This window comes from Geomonas edaphica (assembly GCF_004917075.1).
Lineage (GTDB): Bacteria > Desulfobacterota > Desulfuromonadia > Geobacterales > Geobacteraceae > Geomonas > Geomonas edaphica.
On record NZ_SSYB01000001.1, the window covers coordinates 508,729 to 533,937 of the forward strand.

Sequence of the window (25,209 nt, forward strand, 5' to 3'; positions counted from 1 at the left end):
ACCCAGTATATACGATTGCCAACCCGCAGCAACTTGGTATAAGTATTCGGGTCTTCTGCCCGGGCACCGGATGAACCGCCTTAATCACGCAACTTCAGCTTGTTGTCGGAGGTGTCACATGCGTAACCTGCTCAGGATAGCCGCCCTTATCTGCCTCACCGTCATGCTTTGCTCCTGTGCTTCGGTGTCGATGGTCGATACCTGGCGCAACCCGTCGCTGCGCGGCGAAGGGATCCGCAAGATACTGGTGGTCGGGTTCTCACCGAAACAGTCGAGCCGCGTGGTGTACGAGGATACCCTGGTGAGCGAATTGAGCCGCCACGGCGTCGAAGGGGTCGCGAGCTACTCGATCATCCAGGGCAGCGCGCTTCCCGACTGGTACGCACTGGACCGCGCCGTCAGACGGGTCGGCGCGCAGGCCGTCCTCACCGTGCAGACCATCAAGGTCGAGCGGCAGACCACGGTGCAGCCGAGCGCCATCGCCACCCCGTACCCAGGCTACTGGTACCCGCCCGCCTTCCCGGATTGGGATTTTCCCGGTTACTATCGCTCCATGGCCATGTACGGCCCGACCTACGTTACCACCTACGACATCGCCACCATGCAGGTGAACCTGTTCGACGCACGTTCGGACAAACTGCTCTGGGCGGGAACCATCGAGGCGACCGAACCTGAGAAGGTGACCCGCGTCGGCAAGGAACTGGCCCGCGAGGTGGTCAAGGCGCTCAGAAAGGAAGGGGTCCTTTAGGGGCGGCGATGCGCTCCCTCCCTTTGACACCGCTTCCGCGCTCCTTCTACGACCGGGACACGGTAACCGTGGCCCACGAGCTCTTAGGCGCCTACCTCGTCCATGATGCTGCCGGAGAGACGCGGGTGGGAAAGATCGTCGAAGTCGAGGCCTACCTGGGGGAGGAGGATCTTGCCGCCCACTCCTCCAGGGGGCTCACCCCCCGCACCCGCATCCTCTTCGGTCCGCCAGGTTTTGCCTACGTCTATCTGATCTACGGCATTCACTGCTGCTTCAACGTCGTAACTGAGCGAGAGGGAAACGCCTGCGCCGTGCTGCTGCGCGCCCTCGAGCCCGTACGCAACGTCCACGAGCGCACCAGCGGCCCGGGCCTTCTCTGTCGCGCCATGGGGATCGATTTGCGCTGCAACGGTCACGACCTTTTGAGTGGGGACCTCTTCGTCGCGGCACGCAGGGACGAGGAGGAAAGGTGCATCGTCACGCGTCCGCGCATCGGCGTCGCCTACGCCGGTGATTGGGCCGCCAAGCCGCTTCGCTTCTACCTCGAAGATAATCCACACGTATCAAAACGTTGACTCCCGCCACTGCATCTCCATCCAGACCCCGTCATCCCCGGCTTTGTCCGGTTTGGTACGTGCATCACCAACATCCAACCATTTCCAGCCTCCCCCTCCCTTGACGGGAGGGGGCCGGGGGGGGGGGTGAAGCCGCAAGCCAAGGGAAATGATGGCACCTTACCCCACCCCCTAACCCCCTCCCGCAAGGGGAGGGGGAACTTTTCCGGCTACTGCAACATCCTAACCGGACAACGCTGCGTCATCGCCGGACTGCCACGGCGACCTACGCACCTGCACGCATCCGTTGCCATGGCTAGGGCAGCCGCCACTCAAGCTTGCTAAAGCGCACTACCTGTTGTGAAACATTGGTGCAAATTAATAACCCTCCGCTATACTCTTCTGCGTTTGCCCAGGGAGAGGCCATCATGGACATGGAACAGGCCGAACAACTCTACCGACTGATGTTCACCAACATGAGAGAAGGGCTGGCCATCCTGCGTCTGGACGTGAGAGACCCGGAGGCAATGCCCCTCATCGTCGAAATGAACCCGGCTGCTGTGAAACTATGTCAGTGCCGGTCCTTCAACTTCGGCAATTGCCGGGTCAGTGATTGTTTCCCCGGCTGGTTCGAGGCGGAGGGGTTCCGTGAGACGTGCCATCGAATCGCCGCCTTCGGCGGCTCTCAGGAGCTGGGCGAGGTAAGCCACGATGGCCACTTCTACCGGATCAGGATCTTCGCGCTCACCGAGGAGCATCTTGGCTTCGTGATCAGTGACTGCACGAAGTACAGGCAGGAGGAGGAGAAGATAGCGCAACTGAACGCGCGCCTGGAGTACGAGGCTGCCACCCTGGAGCGCCGCGTCGCCGAACGCACCTCTCAGCTCGAGGAGATCAACGAGGAGCTCGACACCTTCGCCTTCTCGGTTTCCCATGACCTGCGCGCTCCCATCCGTGCCATGCACGCCTTCGCGGAAATCCTGCTCGACGATGAATTCCAGTCCCCCGCCGAGCGAAATGCCTACCTGGTGCGCATCAAGACGGCTGCCCAGGGGATGGACCGTCTGATCCAGGATCTACTTGCCTATAGCCGTCTGAGCCGCCAGGAGATCACCCTGGAGCCGGTGAGCCTGCAACAGGCGGTCCGCGATGCCTCTCAGCAGCTGGAGCTCGCCAGCGGAGGCAAGGGGTACCGCATTGAGGTCGCGGGAGATCTCCCCGATGTGATCGCGCACCACACGGTGCTCGTGCAGGTACTGCTGAACCTGATGACCAACGGCATCAAGTTCGTACCGAAAGGGGTGGTGCCGCTGCTGCGCATCTGGGCAGAGGACTCCGGTGAGTACTGCCGCCTCTACATCCAGGACAACGGCATCGGCATACCTCCACAGCATCAGGAGAGAATCTTCAAGATCTTCGAGCGGTTGCACAGTATCGAAAGTTACCCGGGTACCGGGGTGGGGCTCGCCATCGTCCGGAAGGCCGTGCAGCGGCTGGGTGGACGCATTGGGCTCGAGTCGCAGGAGGGGGAGGGGAGCAGGTTCTGGATCGAACTTAGGAAGGAGTAGTAGGGAGGCTTCGCCATGAGCTACGTGCACCACACCGTTCTCCTCGTCGACAGCGACCCCGATCAGGCGCATTTCACCCGGCTTGCCCTGCAGCGGGTCGGGGTGATCACGCCGGTGCAACACGCGCACGACGGCGAGGAGGCCATCGCCTACCTAAGCGGCGCTGGAGACTTCGGCGACCGTGAACTGCATCCCCTACCTATGCTGATGCTGCTCGACCTCAAGTTGCCGCACATCTCTGGGGTGGGGCTTCTCTCCTGGCTGCGCGAACAGCAGGCGCTCAGGCGGCTGCCCGTTGTTGTGCTCACCGTCCCCGTCCCCGCCGCTGACTTGAACCGCGCCTACGAACTCGGCTGTAACTCCTTTCTTTTCAAACCCAATTCTTTCAACGCCCTCCTTGTGCTGATGCAGGGGGTGGCGCAGTACTGGCTTGGCTTCAACGTTCCTCCCGGGGTCGGCGCGGCAGTTGCGGAGGCCGGTGGGCAGTACGGCCCGGCCGCCTAGACGGCGTCTGGAACTCGCCCCGACTGCGCCAGTCCGCGCTTCCCGGGGTACCCCTGCGAGGTTTCCCATGGGAGACGCGGTACCGAGACTTCATGTCGTTTCCTCCGATGCGGAGAGTCCAGCCACCGGCAAGAGTGTCAGCCGCAGCCATCTGGTGAACCGTCTGAACTACATCAACTTCCAGAACCAGTCCATCCTGGTGGCGCTCAGGCACGTAGCCTACGACGAGTCGATCTTCCTGAAAGCCATGCCTCTTCCCTGCGCCGGTGAGAGGCTTGACTGCCTATGGGAGGACGTCCCGAGCCTCAGGGAACTCCTCAAGAGCTACCGCTTCGATTACCTGCTCATCGCCGACGGCAGGAAATACCTGGTGGTAAATCCCGAGCCGGTCACCATAGACGATTGCGGCTTTGCCCTCATGCTCCCACCAGCCTGTCGCGAGTTCCAGGCGCGCAAGATCCGGCGGCACCTCTCCGACGGCGTATCCGCCCAGATCATGCAGAACGGCGTCCTCTTTGACGGCAGCCTGGTCGACTACACCCCGGTATCGCTTCGCATCTCAGGTACGTGGGAAAAACCGGAAACGCTGCGCTGGATAAACACGGAAGAGCCGGTGCATTTACGCCTGTTTCGCGGCGAAACCATGCTCTATTCGGGCGTCTTCGACGTCCATGCCATGGAGTCCGCAGGCGGCTCCTGCTCTTTTGTTCTTAGCCTGCGGCACAGCTCGATACGACGCTTCAAGCCGAAGAAATATCGTAACTTCCGGCAGGAACTCGTCCCGACGCCGAACGCCGTCTTCAATCACCCCCTGATCGGCAAGCGCGTCAACTTGATGGTCACCGACATGTCCGGCACCGGCTTTTCGGTCCAGGAGAGCGAGGGCGATTCTCTGCTCATGCCCGGTTTGATGATCCCGGGTCTTAAGATTACCTTCGGTCACGGCATGAGCCTTTGCTGTCTTGCCCAGGTGCTTTCACGCAACCCCGCGGGCGAAAAGGGGGACGAGAAACTCGTGCGCTGCGGCCTCGCTATTTTGGATATGGAAATCGGCGACCACGTAAAACTCCTCTCGCTGCTGCACCAGGTGACGAACCGTAAGTCCTACGTCGACACCGAGGTCGATCTCGACGACCTCTGGGATTTCTTCTTCCAGACCGGGTTCATCTACCCGTCAAAGTACGCCCATTTCCAGGAGAACAAGAAGAGGATCAAGGAGACCTACGCGAGGCTTTACAGCGGCAATCCCCAGATCGCCCGCCACTTCATCTACCTTGACCACGGCGTCATTTTGGGGCACCTGGCCATGGTCCGCTTCTACAGCAATTCCTGGCTGATACATCACCACGCGGCGCGCAAGTCAGCGGCCAAGGCGGGTATCGCCGTACTGGACCAGGTGAGCCACTACCTGAGCGAACTGGAAAGTTTCGCCTTCGCGCGACTGCGCTACGCCTTTTGTTACTACCGTCCCGACAACCGCTTTCCGGCGCGTGTCTTCGGCGGCTTCTCGGCGAAGCATGCGGACCAGCGCAGTTGCTCGCTCGACCTCTTCGCCTATTTTCACTACCAAAACGAGGGGGGGGGCGAAGCACTTCCGCCGCAATGGGAGCTCTCCAAAAGTAGCGCCTTTGATCTCTCCGAGATGGGTAGCTTCTACCGGCACGTCTCCGGCGGCGCCCTCATCGAGGCCTTCGACCTTCGCCCGGGGGGCAACGGCGACAAGGGGCTTGCGCGCGAATACAACGAGCTTGGCTTTCGTAAGGAAGTCCACCTTTACTCACTGCGCCGCAAGGGGAGCCTTAAGGCCTTCTTTCTCGTCAACTGCACCGACGCCGGTTTCAACATGGCGGAACTCACCAACTGCGTGACCATCTTCGTGATCGATGACAGCATGCCGCGCGCGTTGATCGAGATGTCGCTGCGCCACGTGAGCCGGCACTACGAAGGTGGGGCGATGCCGGCTCTGGTGTTTCCGCACTCGTATGCCGTTGAAAAGGCCCTTCCCGTCGAAAAGACCTACCTGCTCTGGATCCTCGACATGCGATACACGGACCATTTTCTGCACTACTGCGACGCGCTCCTCAAGGGGCCGCGCAAGACGCAGTGATCCCCGGAGCCGACATGGAAGCTTCCCAGCGCGACAAGCCGCTATACAACAGCAGGATCATCAATTCCTTCATCCTGCTCATAAAGCACAAGTACAGCCACGTCGACATCGCCGAACTCCTTGAGTACGCGGGGATGAAGGAGTACGAAGTGGCCGACCAGGCACACTGGTTCAGCCAGACCCAGGTGGACCGTTTCTATGAAAAGCTCCTGCAGATGACCGGCAACCCGCGCATCGCAAGGGAGGCCGGACGCTACGCCGCCTCCCCCGACGTATTGGGCGCCATGCGCCAGTACATCCTGGGTCTCGTGGACGCCTCGAGCACCTTCGAGATCATCAGCAAAGCGACCGCTAACTTCACCAGAAGCACGAGCTACCGCTCGCGCCGCCTCGCCTCGAACTCGGTGGAGATTACGGTCACCCCGGTGGATGGGGAGATGGAACAGCAGTACCAGTGCGAAAACCGCATCGGTTTTTTCGAGGCGATCGTCCTCATGTTCAACCACAAGCTGACCGACCTGCAGTACTTTCCTGAGATCAGACACCTCCCGACCATCCAGCAGCCCGAGTGCGTCTTTCGCGGCGACCCGGTTTGCCGCTATGTGGTCACCTGGGAGAAGAGCGCTTACACCTACCTGAAGAAGCTGCGCAATACCTTGGTGCCGACCCTGGCGCTTTTGAATATCGCCCTTGTTGTCGCCGGCATGGCCTCGGGATACGCCCTGCTTGGATCGCTGGTCCTACTGCTCCTCGTGGCGCTGGCCGCGGAGACGAGCGAGAAACGGGCCGTAAAGGACAGCCTGAGCAGCACCAAGGACTCCATCGACAACCTCCTGGAACTGATCGATTTGAACTACAACACCGCGATGCTCACCAACGAGATCGGACAGCGGCTCGGCAATTTCACGCGCATCGAGGAGATGCTCGTCGATGTCGCCGACATCATGCAGCGTCGGCTCGAATACGACCGAGGCGCCATTTTCCTCGCCGACGGCAACAGCGGCAGGCTCGAGCTGCGGGCCTCGTACGGCTACGGCGCGCGGGAGCTTGAATGTCTGAACGGGCTGTCGCTTCACCTTGACAAAAACGGCGCCGGTCGTGACGTCTACGTCGCCTGCTTCAACGAGAAACGCCCCTTTCTCATAAACGACCTCGAACGTGAGCAGGAGACCCTCGGCAGACGCACCTTGGCCTGCGCCGTTAAAAACGGCACGAGGTCGTTCATCTGCTGCCCCATCACCTCGGAGGGAATGTCCATCGGGGTTTTGACTGCGGAGAACGTGAGGAGCAAGCGCCCTCTCGTGGAGCGTGACGTGAGCCTCATGATGGGGACCGCCTCGGTGATCGGCATCAGTTATCGCAACTGTGAGCTCATCGGTGCCCTGGAGCAGGCAAAGGAGGATCTGGAGGCCCGGGTGGTCGAACGGACCGCCGATCTTGAGTTAAGTCGGAAGAAGGTGGAACTGCAACACGAGGAGCTTTCGCGGACCCTTTTCGAGCTGGAGGAGGAGACCGCACAGAGGCTGAAGGCACTTGAGGAGTTGGGTGAAAAGGAGCGCATGCTGCTGCAGCAAAGCCGTCTGGCGGCGCTTGGAGAGATGATCAGCAACATCGCGCACCAGTGGCGTCAGCCGTTGAACGAGCTCGGTCTCATCGTGCAGGAGATGCCCGTCATGTACGACCATGGCAGCTTTACCCGTGACTACCTAAACGACAGCGTGGCGAGGTTCATGAAGGTGCTGAACCATACCTCGCGCACCATCGACGATTTCCGCAACTTCTTCCGGCCGGACAAGGCCACCGCGCCCTTCAAGGTCGTAGAGGTGGTGGGGCGCACGCTGTCGCTGGTCCAGGACAGCTTCCGCCACCTGCAGATCGACGTAGCGTTAAACGCCGTGGACGACCTGGTAGTGACAGGGCACCAGAACGAGTTTTCCCAGGCGATCCTCAACATCCTCTTCAACGCCCGCGACGCCTTCCTCGACCGCAAGGTCGAACGACGCATCATCACCATTACGGTCAAAAAAGAGGGCGGATACGCCGCGGTGAGGATACGGGATAACGCGGGCGGGGTCCCGGAAGAGATAATGGACCGCATCTTCGATCCCTATTTCACTACCAGAGGCCCTGAACAGGGGACCGGGATCGGTTTGTACATGTCCAAGGTGATCATTGAAAAGAACATCCCTGGACGGCTCACTGTTCACAATGTGGACAGGGGGGCGGAATTCACCATCGAGGTTCCCATAGGGTGAAGTACGGACGGCGCCGTTTGACAAGGGGGTGCATGTGGATAGAATAAGCGGGTGCTAATGTTAAGTGGTAAATGTACTGCGTCGCAGCACAATCAGCCGAGCCGAAACCTTACTCCAAGCGCTCGGCTGTTTTGCGGTCTGCAGTTACCCTCCGGGGCGCGGAGATGCCGATGGCTCAGTCATTCATCCTGCTCGTTGAAGATAACCCCGACGACATGTTCCTTGCCTGTCGCATCATCCGTAAGGTCTGCACTGACGAGATACTGGTCGCACGGGACGGCGAAGAGGCGAGTGAGCTTTTGCGGCGCATGGAACAGGAAGGTGGCCATGACAGGATCAGGTTGGTGCTTTTGGATCTCAAGCTCCCAAAGATAAGCGGCCTCGACATACTGCAGTTCATACGTCAAAACGAGCGGCTGTGCCAGCTTCCAGTTGCCATACTCACCTCCTCGGACAACGAGACCGATCAGGAAACCTGCTGGGAGCTCGGTGTCGTTGATTACATCTACAAGCCGATGACCGCGGACCGGCTCAAAAGTGTCCTGTCGCGGGGCGGAGGGCACGAATGAGCGAAGGGGCCAGGGAATTGGGTGCTGCCAGCATGCTCTACGTCGAGGACGAGGCGGATGCCCGTCAGATGGTGACGAGGATGCTCGCCATGAACTACCCGATGCTCGAGGTCTACGTCGCGGAGAACGGCCTTGCCGCACTGGAGGTGTACCGCGAGCACAAAGCCGACATCGTCATGACCGACATCAACATGCCGCTGATGGACGGGATCAGGATGTCACGCGAGATCAAGGAGATAAACCCCGCGGTGACGATCATAGCCGTCACGGCCCACAGCGACACCTCCTACCTTTTGAGCGCCATAGAAATCGGCGTGCACAACTACGTACTGAAACCACTTAATTACCAGGAACTCTTCGCGGTTCTCGACAAGGTGCTGGAGCAGATCGCCTTGAAACGGCTCGTGGAGCAGCAGCACCGGCGTCTTGAAGAAAACGAGCGGCAGCTTGCGGTGGCGCAGCGTATCGCACGGCTGGGAAGCTGGCAGCAGGACCTGGACTCCGGCGCCATGAGCTGGTCCGAGGAACTGTACCGCATCTGCGGGGTCGAGCCCGGCACCGTCACCCCCTCGCCTGCCTCCTTTCTGGAGCGTTTCGTCCCGGAAGACCGCGACCTAGTCCTGAAGGCGATCTGGGGGGCAGGGGAGTCGGGGCTTGCCGGACCGCTTTTTTGCCGGGTCCTGCGCCCGGATGGTTCGTTCAGGACCGTAAGACTCGAGGCGGAGACGATCGTCGACACCTGCGGCATCAGGACCGTGATCGGCACATGTCATGACGTAACGGAGCTGAAACGTGCCGAGGAGCAGGTGCGCACCCTCACCGGGGAACTGGAGCGGCGTGTGGAGCAGCGGACTTCACTGCTCCAGGCTACGGTGAGCGAACTTGAGAGCTTCAGCTATTTCGTCTCTCATGACCTCAGGGCCCCGGTGGCCCGCCTGGAGGGGTACTGCACCGCGCTCTTGGAAGACTGCGGCACCTGCGGCCACGCCGACTGCCGCCGCTACGCCGAGCGGGCGGGGCTCGTGGTGCAGCAGATCAAGCTGATCATGGACGCTTTCAACAGTCTTACCCATCTCGCGCGCTGCACCCTCTCCATCGCCGACGCCGACTTAAGCGGCATCGCGAAAACCGTTGCCGGAGATCTCGCAGTCTTACATCCCGGACGAGAGGTGGAGTTTGTCATCGCCGAGGGATTGAGGGTGAATGGAGACCCGGCCCTTTTGAAAAAGGCGCTCGAGCATCTGCTGTACAACGCCTGGAAGTTCACCTCTAAAAGGGAGCGCGCCCGTATCGAGTTCGGTATCACCGAGCAGCAGGGGGTACCGGTCTACTTTGTTTCGGACAACGGCGTCGGGTTCAACATGAAATACGCCGACAAGCTCTTCAAACCTTTTCAGACCATCCATACGCCCGGCGAGTTCGCCTGGAACGGTACCGGCATCGGGCTTGCCATCGTGCACAGCATCGTGCTCAGGCACGGCGGTCGTATCTGGGCAGAAGGGGAGGTTGGTACGGGCGCAACTTTTTATTTCACCCTTGCTGAGAATCCCGAATCGGGCAGCTACCTCAGACAGGGATGAGTACCAGCGAGGCGTCATGACAGGGAAAGCGGGCGCAATCCAGGCGGCAGGTAACGAAGAGGCCATGGCTCATCTTGCCGCCATTGTTGACTCCTCCGATGACGCGATATTGAGTAAGACCCGTGAAGGGATCATCACCAGTTGGAACCATGCCGCCGAAACGCTCTACGGCTACAGCGCCGAAGAGGCGGTCGGACGCAACATATCCTTCCTCGTCCCGGAAAGTAGGCGTGACGAGCTGCGCGAGATCACCGAGAAGATCTTGCGCGGCGAACGCATCCGCAACCTGCAGACGGTGCGCCTGGCCAAAGGTGGGCGCGAAGTCCCCGTGTCCCTCACCCTGTCCCCGATCCTCGATAGCGGCGGAAATCTAACCGGCATCTCCATCATCGCCCGCGAAGACGCCGAGCGCGTCCAGATGGAGCGCCTCTTGCGGGAAAGTGAGCGGTACTACCGCACCCTGGTGGAAATGGCCCCGGACCCGGTGCTCGTGCACCGCGGCGGCGACTTTCTCTACGCGAACTGCGCCGCGCTCGGTGTCTTCGGCGCGCGAGATCTACATACGCTGCGCCGTCACACGCTGTACGAACTGATTCATCCTGATGACAGGGAGGCGATGGAGCATAAGATCGTGGCGATGAAGGACGGGGAGGAAATTCCGCTGCTTGAGTTCCGCATCAGGCGCCTGGACGGCGAGGAGCGGTTCATGGAAGGCTCTTCCACTGTCATCGTGTACCGGGGAAGCCCGGCGGTCCAGACCATCGCACGTGACGTCTCCGAGCGTAAGGCGGCTCAGGCCGAGCATGAGGCCGTGCTTCGCGAGCTCGCTTTTCAGCAGAACCGCTTCGAGTTGGTAGTCGAGCAGCTTCCCGTCGGCGTGGTGGTAGCAGAGGCTTCCTCGGGTAAGGTCGTGTACCAAAACGACATCATTCGTGCCATCTTTCGCGTTCAACCGGAGGAGACGGCCACCGTGTCCGATTTCGACAGCTGGAAGCTGTACCGGTTGGACGGAAGTCATGTCTCGGCACCGGATATCCCCTTGAGCCGCGCCATAATCAAGGGGGAGACCGTGCTCGGTGAAGAGTATCAGGTACTCAGGGGAGACGGGTCCCGCGGTTTTGTGAGCATCAACGCGACCCCGCTGCGCGACATGTCCGGCAGTATCATCTCCGGGCTTGCCACTTTTACCGACGTGACGGAAAGCAGGGTGGCGGCTAAGGCGCTTGCGAAGAGCGAGGAACGCCTGAAGCTTGCCCTTGATGCCGCTGAGATGGGGGCCTGTGACATTGACGTAGCTACCGGAGAGGGTAACTGGTCCCGCAGGCACTTCCTCCTCATGGGATATCCGGCGCCGGGCAGGGATCCCGCCCCCGCCTCACTTTCCATGTGGCAGGATCTGATTCACGTCGAGGACAGGGAACGGGTTCGATCGGCTCTTGATGAGGCCTGTCGACAGAACCAACTGTTCAGCTCGGAGCACCGGATTATCCGTGCAGATAGCGGTGATGCCGTGTGGGTCAACGTGATAGGCCGCTTCGTCTGCGAGCGGGCGGGAAGCTCATGCCGTTTCATCGGTGTCATCTTTGACGTGACCCGCCGCAAGGCGACTGAGGAGGAACTCCTGCGTTCCACGAGGAGGCTGCGAAACCTTGCCGACTCCATGCCTCAGATCGTCTGGACTGCGGATGCCGACGGCACCATCGATTACCTGAACGCACACTTTCACAGCTACACCGGCATCGGCTCGGCTTTCCTGCATGAATGCGGCGGGTCACCTTCGGAACTGATCGCCTGCTGCATCCACCCGGACGACCGGCAGCGCACGGCCGAGCTCTGGGGGGAGGCAATCGCCACCGGGACGACATATCAGAACGAACAGCGCATCCTTTGTGCCGACGGTAGTTATCGTTGGCACCTAAGCCGCGCCACCGCAGAACGTGACGAGCATGGCAGAGTTGCCAAGTGGTACGGGACTGCCACCGATATTCACGAACTGAGGGGGGTGCAGGAGCGGCTGCGCACCAGCGAAACGAGGTTTCGCTGGCTTTACGAGTCCAACCTGATTGCAATATTCTTCTGGAACCGCGATGGCAGGATCACCGACGCAAACGATGCATACTGTGACCTGATCGGCCACACCGGGGCAGAGTGCAGAAGCGGTGACCTGAATCTCGTTGATGTCACCGCCCCGGAGGATCACGCAAAGGACAGGAGCGCGATGGACGAGATCATCTCCCGGGGCATCAGCAAAACCTACGAGAAGGTGTTCATCCGTTCCAGAAACGGCCAGCGTGTTGCCGCGTTGACCGCCCTCGCTCGCATGGCCGACACCGACGAGGAAGGGATCGGTTTCGCCGTTGATCTCACGGAACTGAAACGCACCGAGCAGGCGCTCAAGGACAGCGAGGCCACCCTGAAGCTCGCGGTGGAGACGACCGGGCTCGGCATTTTTTCTATGGATTTGGCCACCGGATCGGGGGAGTGGTCGGCAATCGCGCGGCAGCATTACGGTCTTCCAAAAGATGTCGTGACCGATCTATCGACTGTCCTGCGGTGTGTTCACCCGGAAGACAGGGGAAGGCTGGAGCAGATCGTTAAAGACGCACGCACCCCCGCCGGCGCCGGGCTTTACAGCGCAGAGTACCGAACCGTCGGATCTGTTGACGGGAAGGTGCGCTGGATCAGCATGCGAGCGCGGGTCTCTTATGCCGAAGACGGTAAACCGCTCAGGCTTGTGGGCGCCTGTATGAACATATCGGACATCGTCATGTCCCAGGAGGCGCTCAGGGAGGAGATGACCGAGCGTCTGAGGGCGGTGGAAGAGTTGCGCCGCCAGGAACAGCTTCTCATCAGGCAGGGGCGGCTTGCCGCCATGGGGGAGATGATCGCCAACATCGCGCACCAGTGGCGTCAGCCCCTTAACACCCTGGGGCTCATCGTGCAGGAACTACCCACTTACTACAACCAGGGGCTCTTCAACGAGGATTACCTAGACACGAGCGTGGCCCGTGCCATGAAGGTGATCAACTACATGTCCCAGACCATCGACGGTTTCAGAAACTTCTTTGGCCCGGACAAGGAAAAGCAGAGGTTCAGGGCCCTGGACGTTCTCGAGCAGACCTTGACCATACTCCAGGGGGCCTTCGCTGCGGCAAAGGTCGAGATCGACCTGCAGGCCGACCCCGACGCCTGGGTGGTCGGCATCCCGAACGAGTTTGCACAGGTGCTCCTCAATATCCTCATGAACGCGAAGGACGCCTTGGTGGAGCGAAAAGTCGAGCGACCGCGGGTGGCAGTGAGGCTGAACGTGACGGAAGGTAAGACGGTGATCACCATCGAGGACAACGCGGGAGGGATACCCCAGGAGATCATCGAAAAGGTCTTCGATCCGTACTTCACCACCAAAGGACCCGACAAGGGGACCGGCATAGGGCTTTTTATGTCGAAGACCATCGTGGAAAAGAACATGAACGGGGCGCTCACCGTGACCAACACCGGGGAAGGTGCCCGTTTCCGTATCGAGGTTTAGCCGATGGACCGGGCCGGAAAGCTCTTCAGCGGAGCGGCGCTTTTGCTCGTGGAAGACGAGGTCGAAGCGCGCGAGATGCTCGGCAGGATGCTCTCTCTCAACTATCCCGAGGCGAAGATCTACCAGGCCGATGACGGCGCCACCGGTCTTGAGATGTATCGCCAATTCAGGCCGGAGGTGGTGATCACCGACCTCAACATGCCCCACATGAACGGCATCGCAATGGCCCGCGAGATCAAGGAGATCGACCGGGATGCCACCATCGTCGCAGTCACCGCGCACAGCGAAACATCCTACCTCTTGAACGCCATCGAGATCGGCATCGACCACTATCTCCTCAAACCGGTGAACTACCCGGAACTATTCCGCATCATGGAAAGGGTAGGGGAGAAGATCAAACTAAGGCGTATGGAACAGCTCATGATGCACCAGGCACAGCACGATACGCTCACCGACCTGCCGAACCGGAAGCTGTTCATGGACTTTCTCACCCTGGAGCTTGCCCAGGCGCGCCGCAACAGAAAGAGCCTCGCCGTGCTCTTTCTTGACCTGGACCACTTCAAGCAGATCAACGACACCCTCGGTCATGCAGCCGGAGATGAGCTCCTGCAGGCGGTCGCCCGCAGGCTGAAAGGTTGTGTGCGCGAGTCCGACACGGTCGCGCGCATCGGCGGGGACGAGTTCAACGTCCTTATGCCGGACCTGTCCCAGACCGACGACGTGGGGGTAGTGGTGCACAAGATCATGGGGGTGTTCGAAGCTCCTTTCCGGCTGGAGGGGGTCGAGGTGAAGGCGACCACCAGCGTCGGCGTCAGTATGTATCCCGAAGACGGAGACAGCACAGAGGAGCTGCTGAAAAAAGCGGATGCGGCGATGTATGCGGCGAAGCAGCACGACGGGAGCAGCTACCTGTTTTACAACGACGAGATCAACGCACGGACTGCAAACCGTCAAAGCCTTCTGCGGAGCCTGCGCGTGGCGGCCCATAACGGGGAACTCGAGCTTTTGTATCAGCCGCTTTACAGCCTTGGGAGCCGATGCATTTGCGGCGCCGAGGCGCTTTTGCGCTGGCGCCACCCCCAACAAGGCGTTCTCTTACCCGCGCAGTTTTTAACCGTCGCCGAGGAGACCGGAGCCATCATACCAATCGGTGCCTGGGTGATAAGTCGTGCCTGCGCACAGGCCAGGAGATGGCAGGAGCTTGGGCTCGACCTGAAGCTTACTGTGAACCTCACCAGCCGCGAGCTGCAGCAGCCCGACCTGCCGGAGACCGTGTTGCGGGAACTTTCGGACAACGGGTTGAGCCCCTGGTCCCTCGAGCTCGACGTTCCGGAGCGCGCCATCATGGACGGCGGGTCGCTCGGCCAAAAGAACATGCATCGGCTCACCGAGCGTGGCGTCGCGTTTGCCGTCGACGACTTCGGCACCGGGGCATCGTCGCTGCAGAGAATCAGACGGCTTCCTGTCGCGAAATTGAAGATCGACCGGAGTTTCATCAGCAACACCACCATCGAGCCGGAGGCGCTTGATGTGGTGACGGCGGTGGTCTGCATGTCGCACAGCATGAGGCTACGGGTGAGTGCGGTCGGCGTCGAGAGCCCCGAGCAACTAACGCTCATGGAGAACCGGGGCTGCGATGAGGTGCAGGGTGATTTGATCGGCAAGCCGCTAGCGGCCACCGAATTCGAGCGGCTGGTCGTATCGGCATAGCCTTGACGGGCCGGCCAAAGGCTACCGGCCGAAAGCGCGCAGAAACTGGGGCAGCAGCAGCGGATTGTTGCAAACGATCGCACCGGACAGAAAATCCATGATCCCAGGCCGGTACCCTTCGTACCAGATCTTGCGGAAAATCTCGGCACTGGTTGCACAGTCGCAGTCCACAACTGCCGTGTCGCCTCTTTCCACCTGATAGCCATCTCCATCCACGGTTATCACGATGGTGGTATCTTCAAGCCGGAACCTGAAGGTCGTTTTCTTGCTGAAGACATCTTTGCAGAATGCGGACTCCATCTCGGAAATCATGGTTTCAATCATAGTTAACTCCTTGCGCTTTGCAGCTTTTTTGAAAGTGTCGAAGGCCTTACCGCACGCTGACTGACTGTATCTGCGGCGCAGATCCCTTCTCAAGAAAACCGAAGTCAGGGGCAATACGTGTTCCGGGATAGTATTGATCAACCGCCGACTTGTCAAATCCTTCATCTCAAAATGCTGCGACTGTCATGTAAGTCACTTAACGCAACAGATACTGTCTTTTTTGCGACTGTCTCTCTTTCTGCTTGTAATGCGCATTGCATCCATTATCTTTTAACTATGGGAGAGAGGTTTTCCCTGCTCCGAGGAGTCTGCCGTGGAAAAGGTGCCGTTTCGATCCATACCCGACCTGCTTCGGCATCAGGCGACCAAACAGGACGCCCGACTTGCCGTGAAGTTTAGAAAGCAGGGGAACTGGGTCACACTTAGCTACGCCCAGTTCTACAACCGCGCCCTCATGGTGGCGCGCGGACTGCGCAAACTCGGCATAAAACCGGGCGACAAGGTCGCCATACTCTCGGAAAATCGCGCCGGGTGGATCATCGCGGACATGGGGATCCTGTGCGCCGGTGCCGTCACCGTTCCCGTTTATCCGAGCAACACGCCGGACCAGATCGCATACACCCTGAATCACGGCGATGCGCGCATCGTCTTCATCTCCGGGAAATGGCAGTACCGGAAGCTTTTAAAGGTGAAAGACGCCATCCCCATGGTGCAGCTCGTGGTTTCCTTCGAGCGCTTCCTCGGGGAGCCTGGACTGCCGCTCACAACGCTCTACCAGCTCTCCGAGATCGACGACCCGATCGCCGAGCAGGAGCGGGCCGAGTTGGAGGCGGTCGTGGATTCCATCGAGCCGGAAAGCCTTGCGTCCATCATCTACACCTCGGGAACGACCGGGATCCCGAGGGGCGCCATGCTGTCGCACCGAAACATCCTCTTCGACGTCTTTGCCACCATGGAGAAGGTCGCCGTTCTTGGGGATGGCGAGGTGTTCTTGAGCTTTCTCCCCTTGAGTCACGTACTCGAGAGGACCACCGGCTACTATCTTCCCATCGCGAAGGGGGCGATGATCGCCTTTGCCGACAGCATCGAGAAGATCGCGGAGAACATGCTCGAGATACAGCCAAGCATCATGGTCTGCGTGCCGAGGCTTTTCGAGAAGATCCATTCGCGCATCTACGAGCATGTGCACCAACTCTCGCTCTACAAGAGAAAGCTCTTCAGGACCGTCCTTGCCATCGGTCGCGCCTGGGTCCAGGCGCGCTACGTCGACAAAAAGGTGCCGCTCCTGCTCGCCCTTAAGCACGCCATCGCGGACCGGGTCGTCTTCAGGAAGCTGCGCCTGCGTTTCGGCGAGAACCTGAAGTTCTGCTCCAGCGGCGGGGCCCCCCTCGATCCAGCGATAAACGAATTTTTCTGGAGCATCGGTGTGCCGATCCTAGAGGGGTACGGGCTCACCGAGACGAGCCCCGTCGTCTGCGCCAACACCTTTTCCGAACTGCGCTTTGGCAGTGTAGGCACTCCGCTCGAGGGAACCGAGATCGCGGTAGCTGAGGACGGCGAAATACTAGTCCGCGGTCCGCAGGTGATGATGGGCTACTACAAGGAAGAGGCGGAGACTAAGGAGGCGCTGCGTGATGGGTGGCTCCGAACCGGCGACATCGGCCGCATCGAGGGGCGCTTCGTGTTCGTTACGGACCGGAAAAAGGAGCTCATCGTCACGGCAGGGGGTAAGAATATCGCCCCCCAGCCGATCGAAAATCTACTGAAACGCGACAAATACATCTCCCAGGCATATGTCTACGGCGACCGTAGGCCCTACCTGACCGCACTTCTCGTCCCGACGCTGGAGAAGCTCCTCGAGTTCGCGCGCGAGCAGAAGATCACCTATAACGACCTGGAAGAACTCGTGGTGCACGAGCCGGTACAGGAGCTGTACCGGCAGCGAGTAGAGGCCGTGAACGCAGACCTCGCCCACCACGAGACGATCAAAAACTTCGTGCTGCTGCCGCGCGATTTCACCCTGGAGGCGGGCGAGCTCACCCCGACCCTCAAGCTGAAGCGGCGTGTGATTTCCGAGCGTTACAAGGACGCCATTGACAGGATGTACGCCGCCGACAACTAGCCGGCGTTTAGCGGGAGGATTTATGAGACAGATCAACAAGGTTGCCGTGCTGGGTGCAGGTGTCATGGGCGCCGCCATCGCAGCGCATCTCGCCAATGCGGGGCTCGAGGTGCTCTTGCTCGACCTGGTCCCGGATCAGGCCGGAACTAACCGCAGCGTTGTCGCGCAGCGCGCGCTCGCCGCCCTTTCAGCGTCCAAGCCTGCGGCGCTCTACCTCCCCGAGTACGCCCGCTACATCGAGACCGGCAATTTCGAGGACGACGCGCAGCGGCTCAAGGAGTGCGATTGGGTCATTGAGGTGGTCGTTGAGAACCTTGAAGTGAAGAAACGGCTTTTGCAGGATGTGGTGGTGCCCAATCTCTCTGAAAGCGCCGTGCTCTCTACCAACACGAGTGGGCTGTCGGTAAACGCACTGGCACAGGTACTCCCGGCCTCGCTGCGTCCCCGTTTCATGGTGACCCACTTTTTCAATCCGCCGCGCTACATGCGCCTCATGGAGATGGTCCCCTGCGCCGAGACCGACCCCGAGACGTTCAAGGAGATGGCCGGTTTCCTGCGCAGGCGCCTCGGCAAGGGGGTGGTCTTTGCCAAGGATACCCCGAACTTCATCGCAAACCGGATCGGCACCTATGCCGGCGCCGCCACCTGGCGCCACATGGAGGAGATGGGGCTCACCGTCGAGGAGGTGGACGCCGTGACCGGCCAGGCGATGGCGCGCCCGAAAACGGCGACCTTCGCCCTTTGGGATCTGGTCGGCATCGATACCGTGGTCCGCGTGATGGACAACAGCTATCAGCTTCTTTGCGGTGACGACGAACGCGAGCTGTTCCGGGTGCCGGAGAGCGTGCGCCGCATGGTGGCTGACGGGCTCACCGGCCGCAAAGGGAAGGGGGGCTTCTTCAAACGCGAGACCGTCGACGGCGTCAGTACCAAGTTCTTCTACGACCCGGCGACCGGCGCCTATCGCCAGGCCGCATCCCCCAAGTTCCCCTCGGTGGGCGCAGCAAAACAGGTCGATGACCCGGCTGCGCGGGTGAGGACCCTGATCCAGGGGGACGACAAGGGCGCCCGACTCGCATGGCTCACGCTCAGGGACACGCTGATCTACGCGGTGAAGCGCATCCCGGAGATCGCCGACGACGTGGTGAACGTCGATAACGCCATGCGGTGGGGGTACAACTGGGAGCTCGGCCCCTTCGAGCTTCTCGACGCCATCGGGGTCGCCGCCTTCGTGGCGCGTGCCGGGAAAGACGGCGTCGCCGTGCCGCAGCTTCTCAACGAGGTGGAAAATTTCTACCGCACCGAGGATGGCAAGCGGCTTTTCTACAGCGTAACGGAGAGGGAGTGGCGCGAGGTGCCGAGAAGCGAAGGGGAGATCTCCCTCTCCCTGCTGAAGAGCGCAGGGAACGTCGTGGAGAAGAACAGCGCCGCCTCCCTGATCGATCTGGGTGACGGGGTCTTCTGCCTCGAGTTCCATTCCAAGATGAACACCATCGGCAACGACACCCTCTCCATGATCCAGAAAGGGGTGCGCCGGACCGAACAGGACGGCATCGGCATGGTCATCGCCAATGAGGGAAGCCTCTTCTCCGCCGGGGCGAACCTCATGCTGATCGCCATGGCCGTGGCGGAAGGGGCCTGGGACGATCTAAACCTCACGGTACACGCCTTCCAGCGAGCCATGATGGCCATCAAGTACGCCAAGGTCCCGGTGGTGGCGGCTCCGCACGCCCTGGTGATGGGGGGCGGGTGCGAGACCTGCCTGCACGCGGACGCAATCAACGCCCATGCCGAGACCTACATGGGACTCGTGGAGATCGGGGTGGGGCTCATCCCGGCGGGCGGCGGCACGAAGGAAATGGCTTTACGCGCCATCAGGCTTGCCGAAGAGCAGGACGCCGACGTGATGCCGTTCCTCCTCAAGAACTACCGCAACATAGCCATGGCCAAGGTGAGCACCTCCGCCGCCGACCTGATGCAGATGGGGCTCATGCGTCCGGGCGACGGCATCTCCCTTGCGCTCGACCGGCGCATTTATGACGCGAAGCTGAAGGCGATCGCGCTCTCGGCGAACTACCGCCCCGGCCGACCGGCGACCGATCTCAAGGCCCCCGGCCGCTCCATCGCGGCAAGCATCAAGACGCAGCTCTGGAACCTGGAAGAGGGAGGCTTCATCTCGGCCTATGACCGCTACCTGGCCTCGGGAATCGCCGATGTCATCACTGGCGGTGATGTCCCGGCCGGGACCATGATCACCGAGGAGCATCTTCTGGACCTGGAGCGCGAGATGTTTCTTAAGTTCTGCGGCCAGAAAAAGACCCTCGAGCGCATCCAGCACATGCTGAAAAAAGGAAAGCCGCTTAGGAACTGAAGAACGACTCCCCCCCTCCCTTGACGGGAGGGGGACGGGGGGGTGGGTGAAGCTGCATGCGGCATGAAAGATGGCGCGCTCCCCCACCCCCATACCCCCTCCCGCAAGGGGAGGGGGGGCAACTGCAGATTGGGCGGAAACAAATAAAGGAGCGAGCCATGCGCGCAGCATACATAGTCGAAGCAGTACGCACCCCTGCCACCAGGGCCTACAAAGGAAAACTGAAGGACGTCCGCCCGGACGACCTGGCGGCAGCCGCAATCCGGGGGCTTGTGGAGCGCACCGGGGTCGACCCCATGCAGGTCGAAGACGTCATCATGGGGTGCGCCTTTCCGGAAGGGGAGCAGGGGATGAATGTGGCGCGCATCGCCGCGCTGAGGGCGGGGATCCCCTACCAGGTCCCCTGCCAGACCGTGAACCGGTTCTGCTCCTCCGGGCTGCAGACCATCGCCGCGGCGGCGGACCGGATCATCGCGGGGTTTGCCGACTGCATCATCGCTGGTGGGACCGAGAGCATGTCCATGATCCCGATGGGTGGCAACAAGTACAGCGCCAACCCTTGGCTTGTCGCAACCTGGCCCGAGAGCTACGCCTCGATGGGGATCACGGCGGAGCTCCTCGTTGCGAAATACGGCATCTCCCGCGAGGATCAGGACGCCTTCGCCCTGGGAAGCCACCAGAAAGCGGCCCGTGCCATCGCCGAAGGGAGGTTTGCCGAGGAGATCGTCCCGGTGACCGCTTCTCGTTGCGCCCTCGAAAAGGGGAAGATGAAGTGCCATGACGAGGTGGTCGACGCGGACGACGGGGTGAGAAGCGACACCACCCTGGAGGCGTTGGCAAAGCTGAAACCCGCCTTCAAGGTGAACGGTTCGGTCACCGCCGGGAACTCTTCCCAGATGACGGACGGCGCGGCGGCCACCCTCGTAGTCTCCGAGGAGTTCCTCAAAAGAAGCGGGATGAAACCGCTGGCCCGCTTCATCTGCTTCGCCGTCAGGGGGGTCCCCCCCGAGATTATGGGGATCGGTCCCGTCGAGGCGGTGCCGGCGGCGCTCAAAATGGCGGGGCTTACCGCCGCTCAGATCGATCTTTTCGAGTTCAACGAGGCCTTCGCGGTGCAGACGCTTGCCTGCATCGGTGAACTGGGGTTCGACCCCACGAGGGTGAACGTGAACGGTGGCGCCATCGCCCTGGGCCACCCGCTTGGGTGCACCGGGGCCAAGCTGACCGCCACCTTGCTGCACGAGATGCGGCGCCGGCAGGCGCGCCACGGCATGGTCACCATGTGCATCGGCGGCGGCATGGGGGCAGCGGGTATCTTCGAACTGCTCTGAGCCTTGGAGCAGCAACCACCATTTTGTGAGGTGTGTCATGGCAGCGAGAATATTTAAGGGAGCGGAATTCCTGATCACCGAGGCGGGCAAGGACGACGTCTTCGTCCCGGAGGATTTCAGCGACGAGCAGCGCCAGATCGGCGCCACCACCGAGCAGTTCGTCACCAACGAGGTGATCCCGGTCCGTGACGACATAGAGCACCAGGACTTCGAGAAGGTCGTACACCTGCTGCGCCGCTGCGGCGAACTGGGCCTCCTCATGATCGACGTCCCCGAGGAGTACGGAGGCCTCGAGCTCGACAAGGCGACCAGCATGCTGGCGGCCGAGAAAATCTCCGGCTCGGGCTCCTTCTCGGTCGTCTATGCGGCCCACAGCGGCATCGGGACGCTACCTCTCGTCTATTACGGCACCGAGGAGCAGAAAGCGCGTTACCTGGAGAAACTGACCACCGGGGAGTGGGTTGCGGCTTACTGCCTCACCGAGCCCGAGTCCGGCAGCGACGCTCTCGGAGCCCGGGCGAGCGCCACCCTTTCCGCCGACGGCACCCACTACGTCCTGAACGGCACCAAGCAGTTCACCACCAACGGCGCCATCGCCGACCTTTACACCGTGTTCGCGAAAATCGACAAGGAGCACTTTACTGCCTTCCTCGTCGAGCGGAGCATGAAAGGGGTGAGTGTAGGCCCGGAAGAGAAGAAGATGGGGATCAAGGGATCATCGACCACCCAGGTGATCCTCGACAACGTGAAGGTGCCGGTGGAGAACCTCTTGGGTGAGATCGGCAAGGGGCACAAGATAGCCTTCAACGTGCTGAACATAGGACGATTCAAGCTCGGCGCGGCAGTCACCGGCTCGGCCAAGGGCGCCCTTACTGACGGTGCTAAATACGCGGTGCTGAGAAAGCAGTTCGGTCGTCCCATCGCCTCGTTCGGGGCCATCAGGGAGAAACTTGCCGACATGGCTGCCGGGATCTTCGCCTCCGAATCGCTCGTCTACCGCCTTGCCGGACTGATCGACGACCGGCTTGCCACCATCCCGAAGGAAACGCCGAACTACTACGACGTCTACCAGCGTGGCATCGAGGAGTACGCCATGGAGTGCGCCATCGCCAAGGTGTTCTGCTCCGAGGTGCTCGCCTTCGTGGCCGACGAGGTGGTGCAGATCCACGGAGGTTACGGTTTCATCCAGGAGTATCCTGCGGAGCGCTACTACAGGGATGAGCGCATCAACCGGATCTTCGAGGGGACCAACGAGATCAACCGCCTGCTCATCCCCGGCACCCTTTTGACCAGGGCGATGAAAGGGGAGCTCCCGCTGGAGCGCGAGGCGATGAAGGCGCTCGACGCCCTCACCACCCCGTCCTTCGAAGAGCTCGACGAGACGGTACCCTTCGCACGGGAAAAGGCGCTCCTCGCCGGTCTCAAGCAGCTCTTCCTTGTCCTTGCGGGTTCTGCGGCGCGGAAATACCAGGCCAGGATCAAGGAGGAGCAGGAGCTTCTCCTCGCTCTTGCCGACGTTGTGATCGGGATCTTTGCGCTTGAGAGCGTAGTGCTGCGCGCGGAGAAGATCCTGCCCGCTCTCAGCGAAGCACGTCGAAAAACCGTTTCCGCAGCGGTGTTTACCTTTACCTTCAGCGCCAACGAGCAGGCGGCCTCCGCGGCACGCAAGGCGGCTTTCTACGTGGAAGAGGGGGATGCCCTGGCCGTCTTGCTGGGAGCGGTTAGGCGCTTCACCAAGTATGACGCGACCGGTCTTCTGGATGCGAAGCGGCTTTTAGCCGATGCAGTCATAGAGTCCGAAAGATATCCCTTCTAGCACAGCAGGTAGTGAATAAAGAGCCGGCGTACACAGCCGTGTCGCCGGCTCGTGTCGTTTCCGAAAGGCCCTTATGCCGGTCGTAAGCACTCTCTGATGAACACCCTTTCTGACATAGTCTTTTTTAGAACAAAAAATAATGCATTCGGGAATAGTCCGGACGCAATTCTTGTGGCACAATGTTCCTTTAAGAGAGTTTTAAGATTCTCTGTGCCAGTAGCGTAGGGAGGGGAAGATGGCGGGGCCGAAGAGCGTCGTTGATGAGCACGGAAAGCATGGGTCCACGGCTGCGGCCGCGGCTGAGCCCGTAGCAAAGCGCGACACGGAGCACGAGACGCAGGGAAGCTCTGAGGAGTTGGAACTCCGTCTGGGGCAAGTGGAGGCGAAGCTCAAGCAGGAGCAGGCCGCACGTGCCGAAGCCGAGCGGGAGCTCGGCCGCCTGCACGACGAGACGGTGCGCCTGAAGGCTTCCCTGGACAACGTGAGCCGCGAGCTTGAATCCCTCAGTTACTCCATCTCCCACGACCTGCGCGCCCCTGTCAGGCATATGATCGGCTTCAGCAACGCTTTGCAGGAAGATTTCGGCGACAAACTGGAACCCACAGCGCATAGCTACCTTGATTGCATCGTCAGGGCGGGCCGGAAAATGGAGAACCTGGTCGAAGCTCTCCTTGGGCTTTCCAGGATCGGGCGGCAGGAGATGACCCTGCTCAACCTCGATTTGACCCAGATGGCAACGAGCCATGCTGCGACTCTGAAGGAGGCAGATCCGGCAAGGAAGGCCGAGTTCAAGATTCAGGAGCATCTGCATGCGCACGGTGACGCGGTTCTTATGAGAGCCGTCCTCGAACAATTGCTTGGTAACGCCTGGAAGTTCACCGTGAGGAGTGACCCCGCCATTATCGAGGTGGGGAGCAAAGAGGAGGGGGGAGAGCGCGTCTTCTTCGTGCGCGACAACGGTGTCGGGTTCGATATGCGTTTTGCCGACCGGCTTTTCAGCCCGTTTCAGCGAATGCACCGCGAGGAGGATTTCCCGGGGCTCGGAGTCGGACTCGCGACGGTGCAGCGCATCGTTCACCGCCATGGCGGCAGGGTCTGGGTAGAGGCGCAGCCCGACGCCGGCGCTTCTTTTTATTTCACCATCGCAACGTGAGACCGGCCACGGTTCAGGCGGGGGCCGGTAGTTCTCCCTGCAGCGGGCCGAAACAGTTCTTGAAATCGTTCAGCCTGAAGAGCATCGCGGTGCGGGTAATGTTCTCGGCCAGCAGCGCGTTACCGGCACTTGCCGCGGCGAGCATCTCGCGGTAGTAGTTGCGCAATTGCAGCCGGTGTTTCTCCTTGGTGAAAAGCGAAGACCTGAGTTTGGAATAGACGCCGGAAAAGCTGTTCAGTACGAGCGGGTAGACGCGGTTTCCTGACATGACGGCCATCGCAAGGTGCAACTCCCAGTCGAACTTCACCAGTGCCGAGGCGCAATTACGTAACTTCTCGGCCTTGCTGAGGATCGCAGCGACCCCGGCGGCGTTGTTTTCGATCGCCCTGCGCGCATAGTCCGGGGCGAACTGGAGTCTCAACTCCAGTAGGTGGGCGGCCAGTTCGGGTGGGAACTCCTCGCTGTTTCTCGTTATCGAGGAAAGGATTTCCAGGTCTCCATGAGACCAAAAATCGTTGACGACGGTGGTGTGGCGCTCCTGCACCGAAATCCACCCGGCGCTCTGCAGCTTCTGAAGCGCATCCCGTACCGTCGCTCTGCTAACCCCGAACCGTGCCGCAAGTTCCCGTTCACTCGACAGCGGACACCCCGGTTTGAACTCCCCTTTAAGCAGTCCTTCCACCAAGGCCCTCTCCACCATCTGGCAGCTTTTTTTCATAAAGCCCTCGCACGTGAGACTGCAGGCAACTCTTGTCGTGCCTTTTGCGGTGTCGCTATTCATGGTATCAGGAACTTGATTAAGTGTAAAACATAGTTTTGCTAAAATGACAACACTTTTTCTCTCGGGAATAACGAAAAGCTGGCGTATGGAGGCGAAATGACGGGGGACGTGAGGGCGGAAGGGCTGAGGTGGATGCAGCGGTAGAAAATGCGGTGAGGGCGTCGGTGCCGAGAAAGTGGGTTTGTTG

At 60.7% G+C, this 25,209-nt stretch carries 17 protein-coding genes; 15 read left to right on the forward strand and 2 right to left on the reverse strand.

Annotated features, from left to right (window positions below; all coding sequences use genetic code 11):
* Nucleotides 1-118: 118 nt before the first annotated feature.
* The 10 genes from E8K79_RS02150 to E8K79_RS02195 all read left to right on the forward strand — a co-directional run bounded on the left by E8K79_RS02150 (nt 119) and on the right by E8K79_RS02195 (nt 15,124).
* Entirely contained in the window at nt 119-748 is a 630-nt protein-coding gene (locus E8K79_RS02150) for a DUF4136 domain-containing protein (protein ID WP_136513274.1), read from the forward strand.
* Between the two features lie 8 nt (nt 749-756).
* Nucleotides 757-1,323 (forward strand): DNA-3-methyladenine glycosylase, encoded by a 567-nt coding sequence (locus E8K79_RS02155; RefSeq protein ID WP_136513275.1) that lies wholly within the window; start codon nt 757-759, stop codon nt 1,321-1,323.
* Between the two features lie 407 nt (nt 1,324-1,730).
* Nucleotides 1,731-2,870, forward strand: coding sequence for a sensor histidine kinase (locus E8K79_RS02160; RefSeq protein WP_136513277.1), 1,140 nt, complete (start codon nt 1,731-1,733; stop codon nt 2,868-2,870).
* A 15-nt stretch (nt 2,871-2,885) separates the two neighbouring features.
* On the forward strand, nt 2,886-3,374 hold the full coding sequence (locus tag E8K79_RS02165; RefSeq protein WP_136513278.1) for a response regulator: 489 nt from the start codon (nt 2,886-2,888) through the stop codon (nt 3,372-3,374).
* 67 nt (nt 3,375-3,441) lie between these two features.
* A complete protein-coding gene (locus E8K79_RS02170; RefSeq protein WP_136513279.1) occupies nt 3,442-5,481 on the forward strand; it encodes a pilus assembly protein PilZ in 2,040 nt (679 codons plus the stop codon).
* A gap of 14 nt (nt 5,482-5,495) precedes the next feature.
* Nucleotides 5,496-7,736, forward strand: a complete 2,241-nt coding sequence (locus E8K79_RS02175) for an ATP-binding protein (RefSeq protein WP_136513280.1) — start codon at nt 5,496-5,498, stop codon at nt 7,734-7,736.
* Between the two features lie 170 nt (nt 7,737-7,906).
* On the forward strand, nt 7,907-8,305 hold the full coding sequence (locus tag E8K79_RS02180; protein WP_135869981.1) for a response regulator: 399 nt from the start codon (nt 7,907-7,909) through the stop codon (nt 8,303-8,305).
* Nucleotides 8,302-9,885: a sensor histidine kinase gene (locus E8K79_RS02185; protein WP_136513282.1), complete on the forward strand. Its 1,584-nt coding sequence runs from the start codon at nt 8,302-8,304 to the stop codon at nt 9,883-9,885. The genes E8K79_RS02180 and E8K79_RS02185 overlap by 4 nt, the downstream gene beginning before the upstream one ends.
* Before the next feature lie 16 nt (nt 9,886-9,901).
* Nucleotides 9,902-13,414, forward strand: coding sequence for a PAS domain S-box protein (locus E8K79_RS02190; protein ID WP_198419760.1), 3,513 nt, complete (start codon nt 9,902-9,904; stop codon nt 13,412-13,414).
* 3 nt (nt 13,415-13,417) lie between these two features.
* Nucleotides 13,418-15,124, forward strand: a complete 1,707-nt coding sequence (locus tag E8K79_RS02195) for a putative bifunctional diguanylate cyclase/phosphodiesterase (protein WP_136513283.1) — start codon at nt 13,418-13,420, stop codon at nt 15,122-15,124.
* A gap of 21 nt (nt 15,125-15,145) precedes the next feature.
* Here E8K79_RS02195 and E8K79_RS02200 read toward each other — a convergent pair whose 3' ends face one another.
* A complete protein-coding gene (locus tag E8K79_RS02200; RefSeq protein WP_136513284.1) occupies nt 15,146-15,448 on the reverse strand; it encodes a hypothetical protein in 303 nt (100 codons plus the stop codon).
* 313 nt (nt 15,449-15,761) lie between these two features.
* Here E8K79_RS02200 and E8K79_RS02205 point away from each other — a divergent pair, with 313 nt between their 5' ends.
* From E8K79_RS02205 to E8K79_RS02225, 5 genes are all read left to right on the forward strand, one after another.
* Nucleotides 15,762-17,570 carry an AMP-dependent synthetase/ligase gene (locus E8K79_RS02205; RefSeq protein ID WP_136513285.1) on the forward strand — a complete coding sequence of 603 codons (1,809 nt, stop codon included), beginning with the start codon at nt 15,762-15,764 and terminating at the stop codon, nt 17,568-17,570.
* Between the two features lie 22 nt (nt 17,571-17,592).
* A complete protein-coding gene (locus E8K79_RS02210) occupies nt 17,593-19,941 on the forward strand; it encodes a 3-hydroxyacyl-CoA dehydrogenase/enoyl-CoA hydratase family protein (RefSeq protein ID WP_136513286.1) in 2,349 nt (782 codons plus the stop codon).
* 158 nt (nt 19,942-20,099) lie between these two features.
* Complete coding sequence (locus E8K79_RS02215) at nt 20,100-21,272, forward strand: thiolase family protein (RefSeq protein ID WP_136513287.1); 1,173 nt, start codon at nt 20,100-20,102, stop codon at nt 21,270-21,272.
* A gap of 37 nt (nt 21,273-21,309) precedes the next feature.
* A complete protein-coding gene (locus tag E8K79_RS02220) occupies nt 21,310-23,088 on the forward strand; it encodes an acyl-CoA dehydrogenase family protein (protein ID WP_136513288.1) in 1,779 nt (592 codons plus the stop codon).
* Between the two features lie 235 nt (nt 23,089-23,323).
* On the forward strand, nt 23,324-24,241 hold the full coding sequence (locus E8K79_RS02225) for a sensor histidine kinase (RefSeq protein WP_136513290.1): 918 nt from the start codon (nt 23,324-23,326) through the stop codon (nt 24,239-24,241).
* Between the two features lie 13 nt (nt 24,242-24,254).
* Here the strand turns inward: E8K79_RS02225 and E8K79_RS02230 are convergent, their stop codons facing one another.
* The gene (locus E8K79_RS02230) at nt 24,255-24,959 is read right to left on the reverse strand and encodes a GntR family transcriptional regulator (protein ID WP_135869973.1); all 705 of its coding nucleotides are present in this window, start codon (nt 24,957-24,959) and stop codon (nt 24,255-24,257) included.
* Between the last annotated feature and the right edge of the window lie 250 nt (nt 24,960-25,209).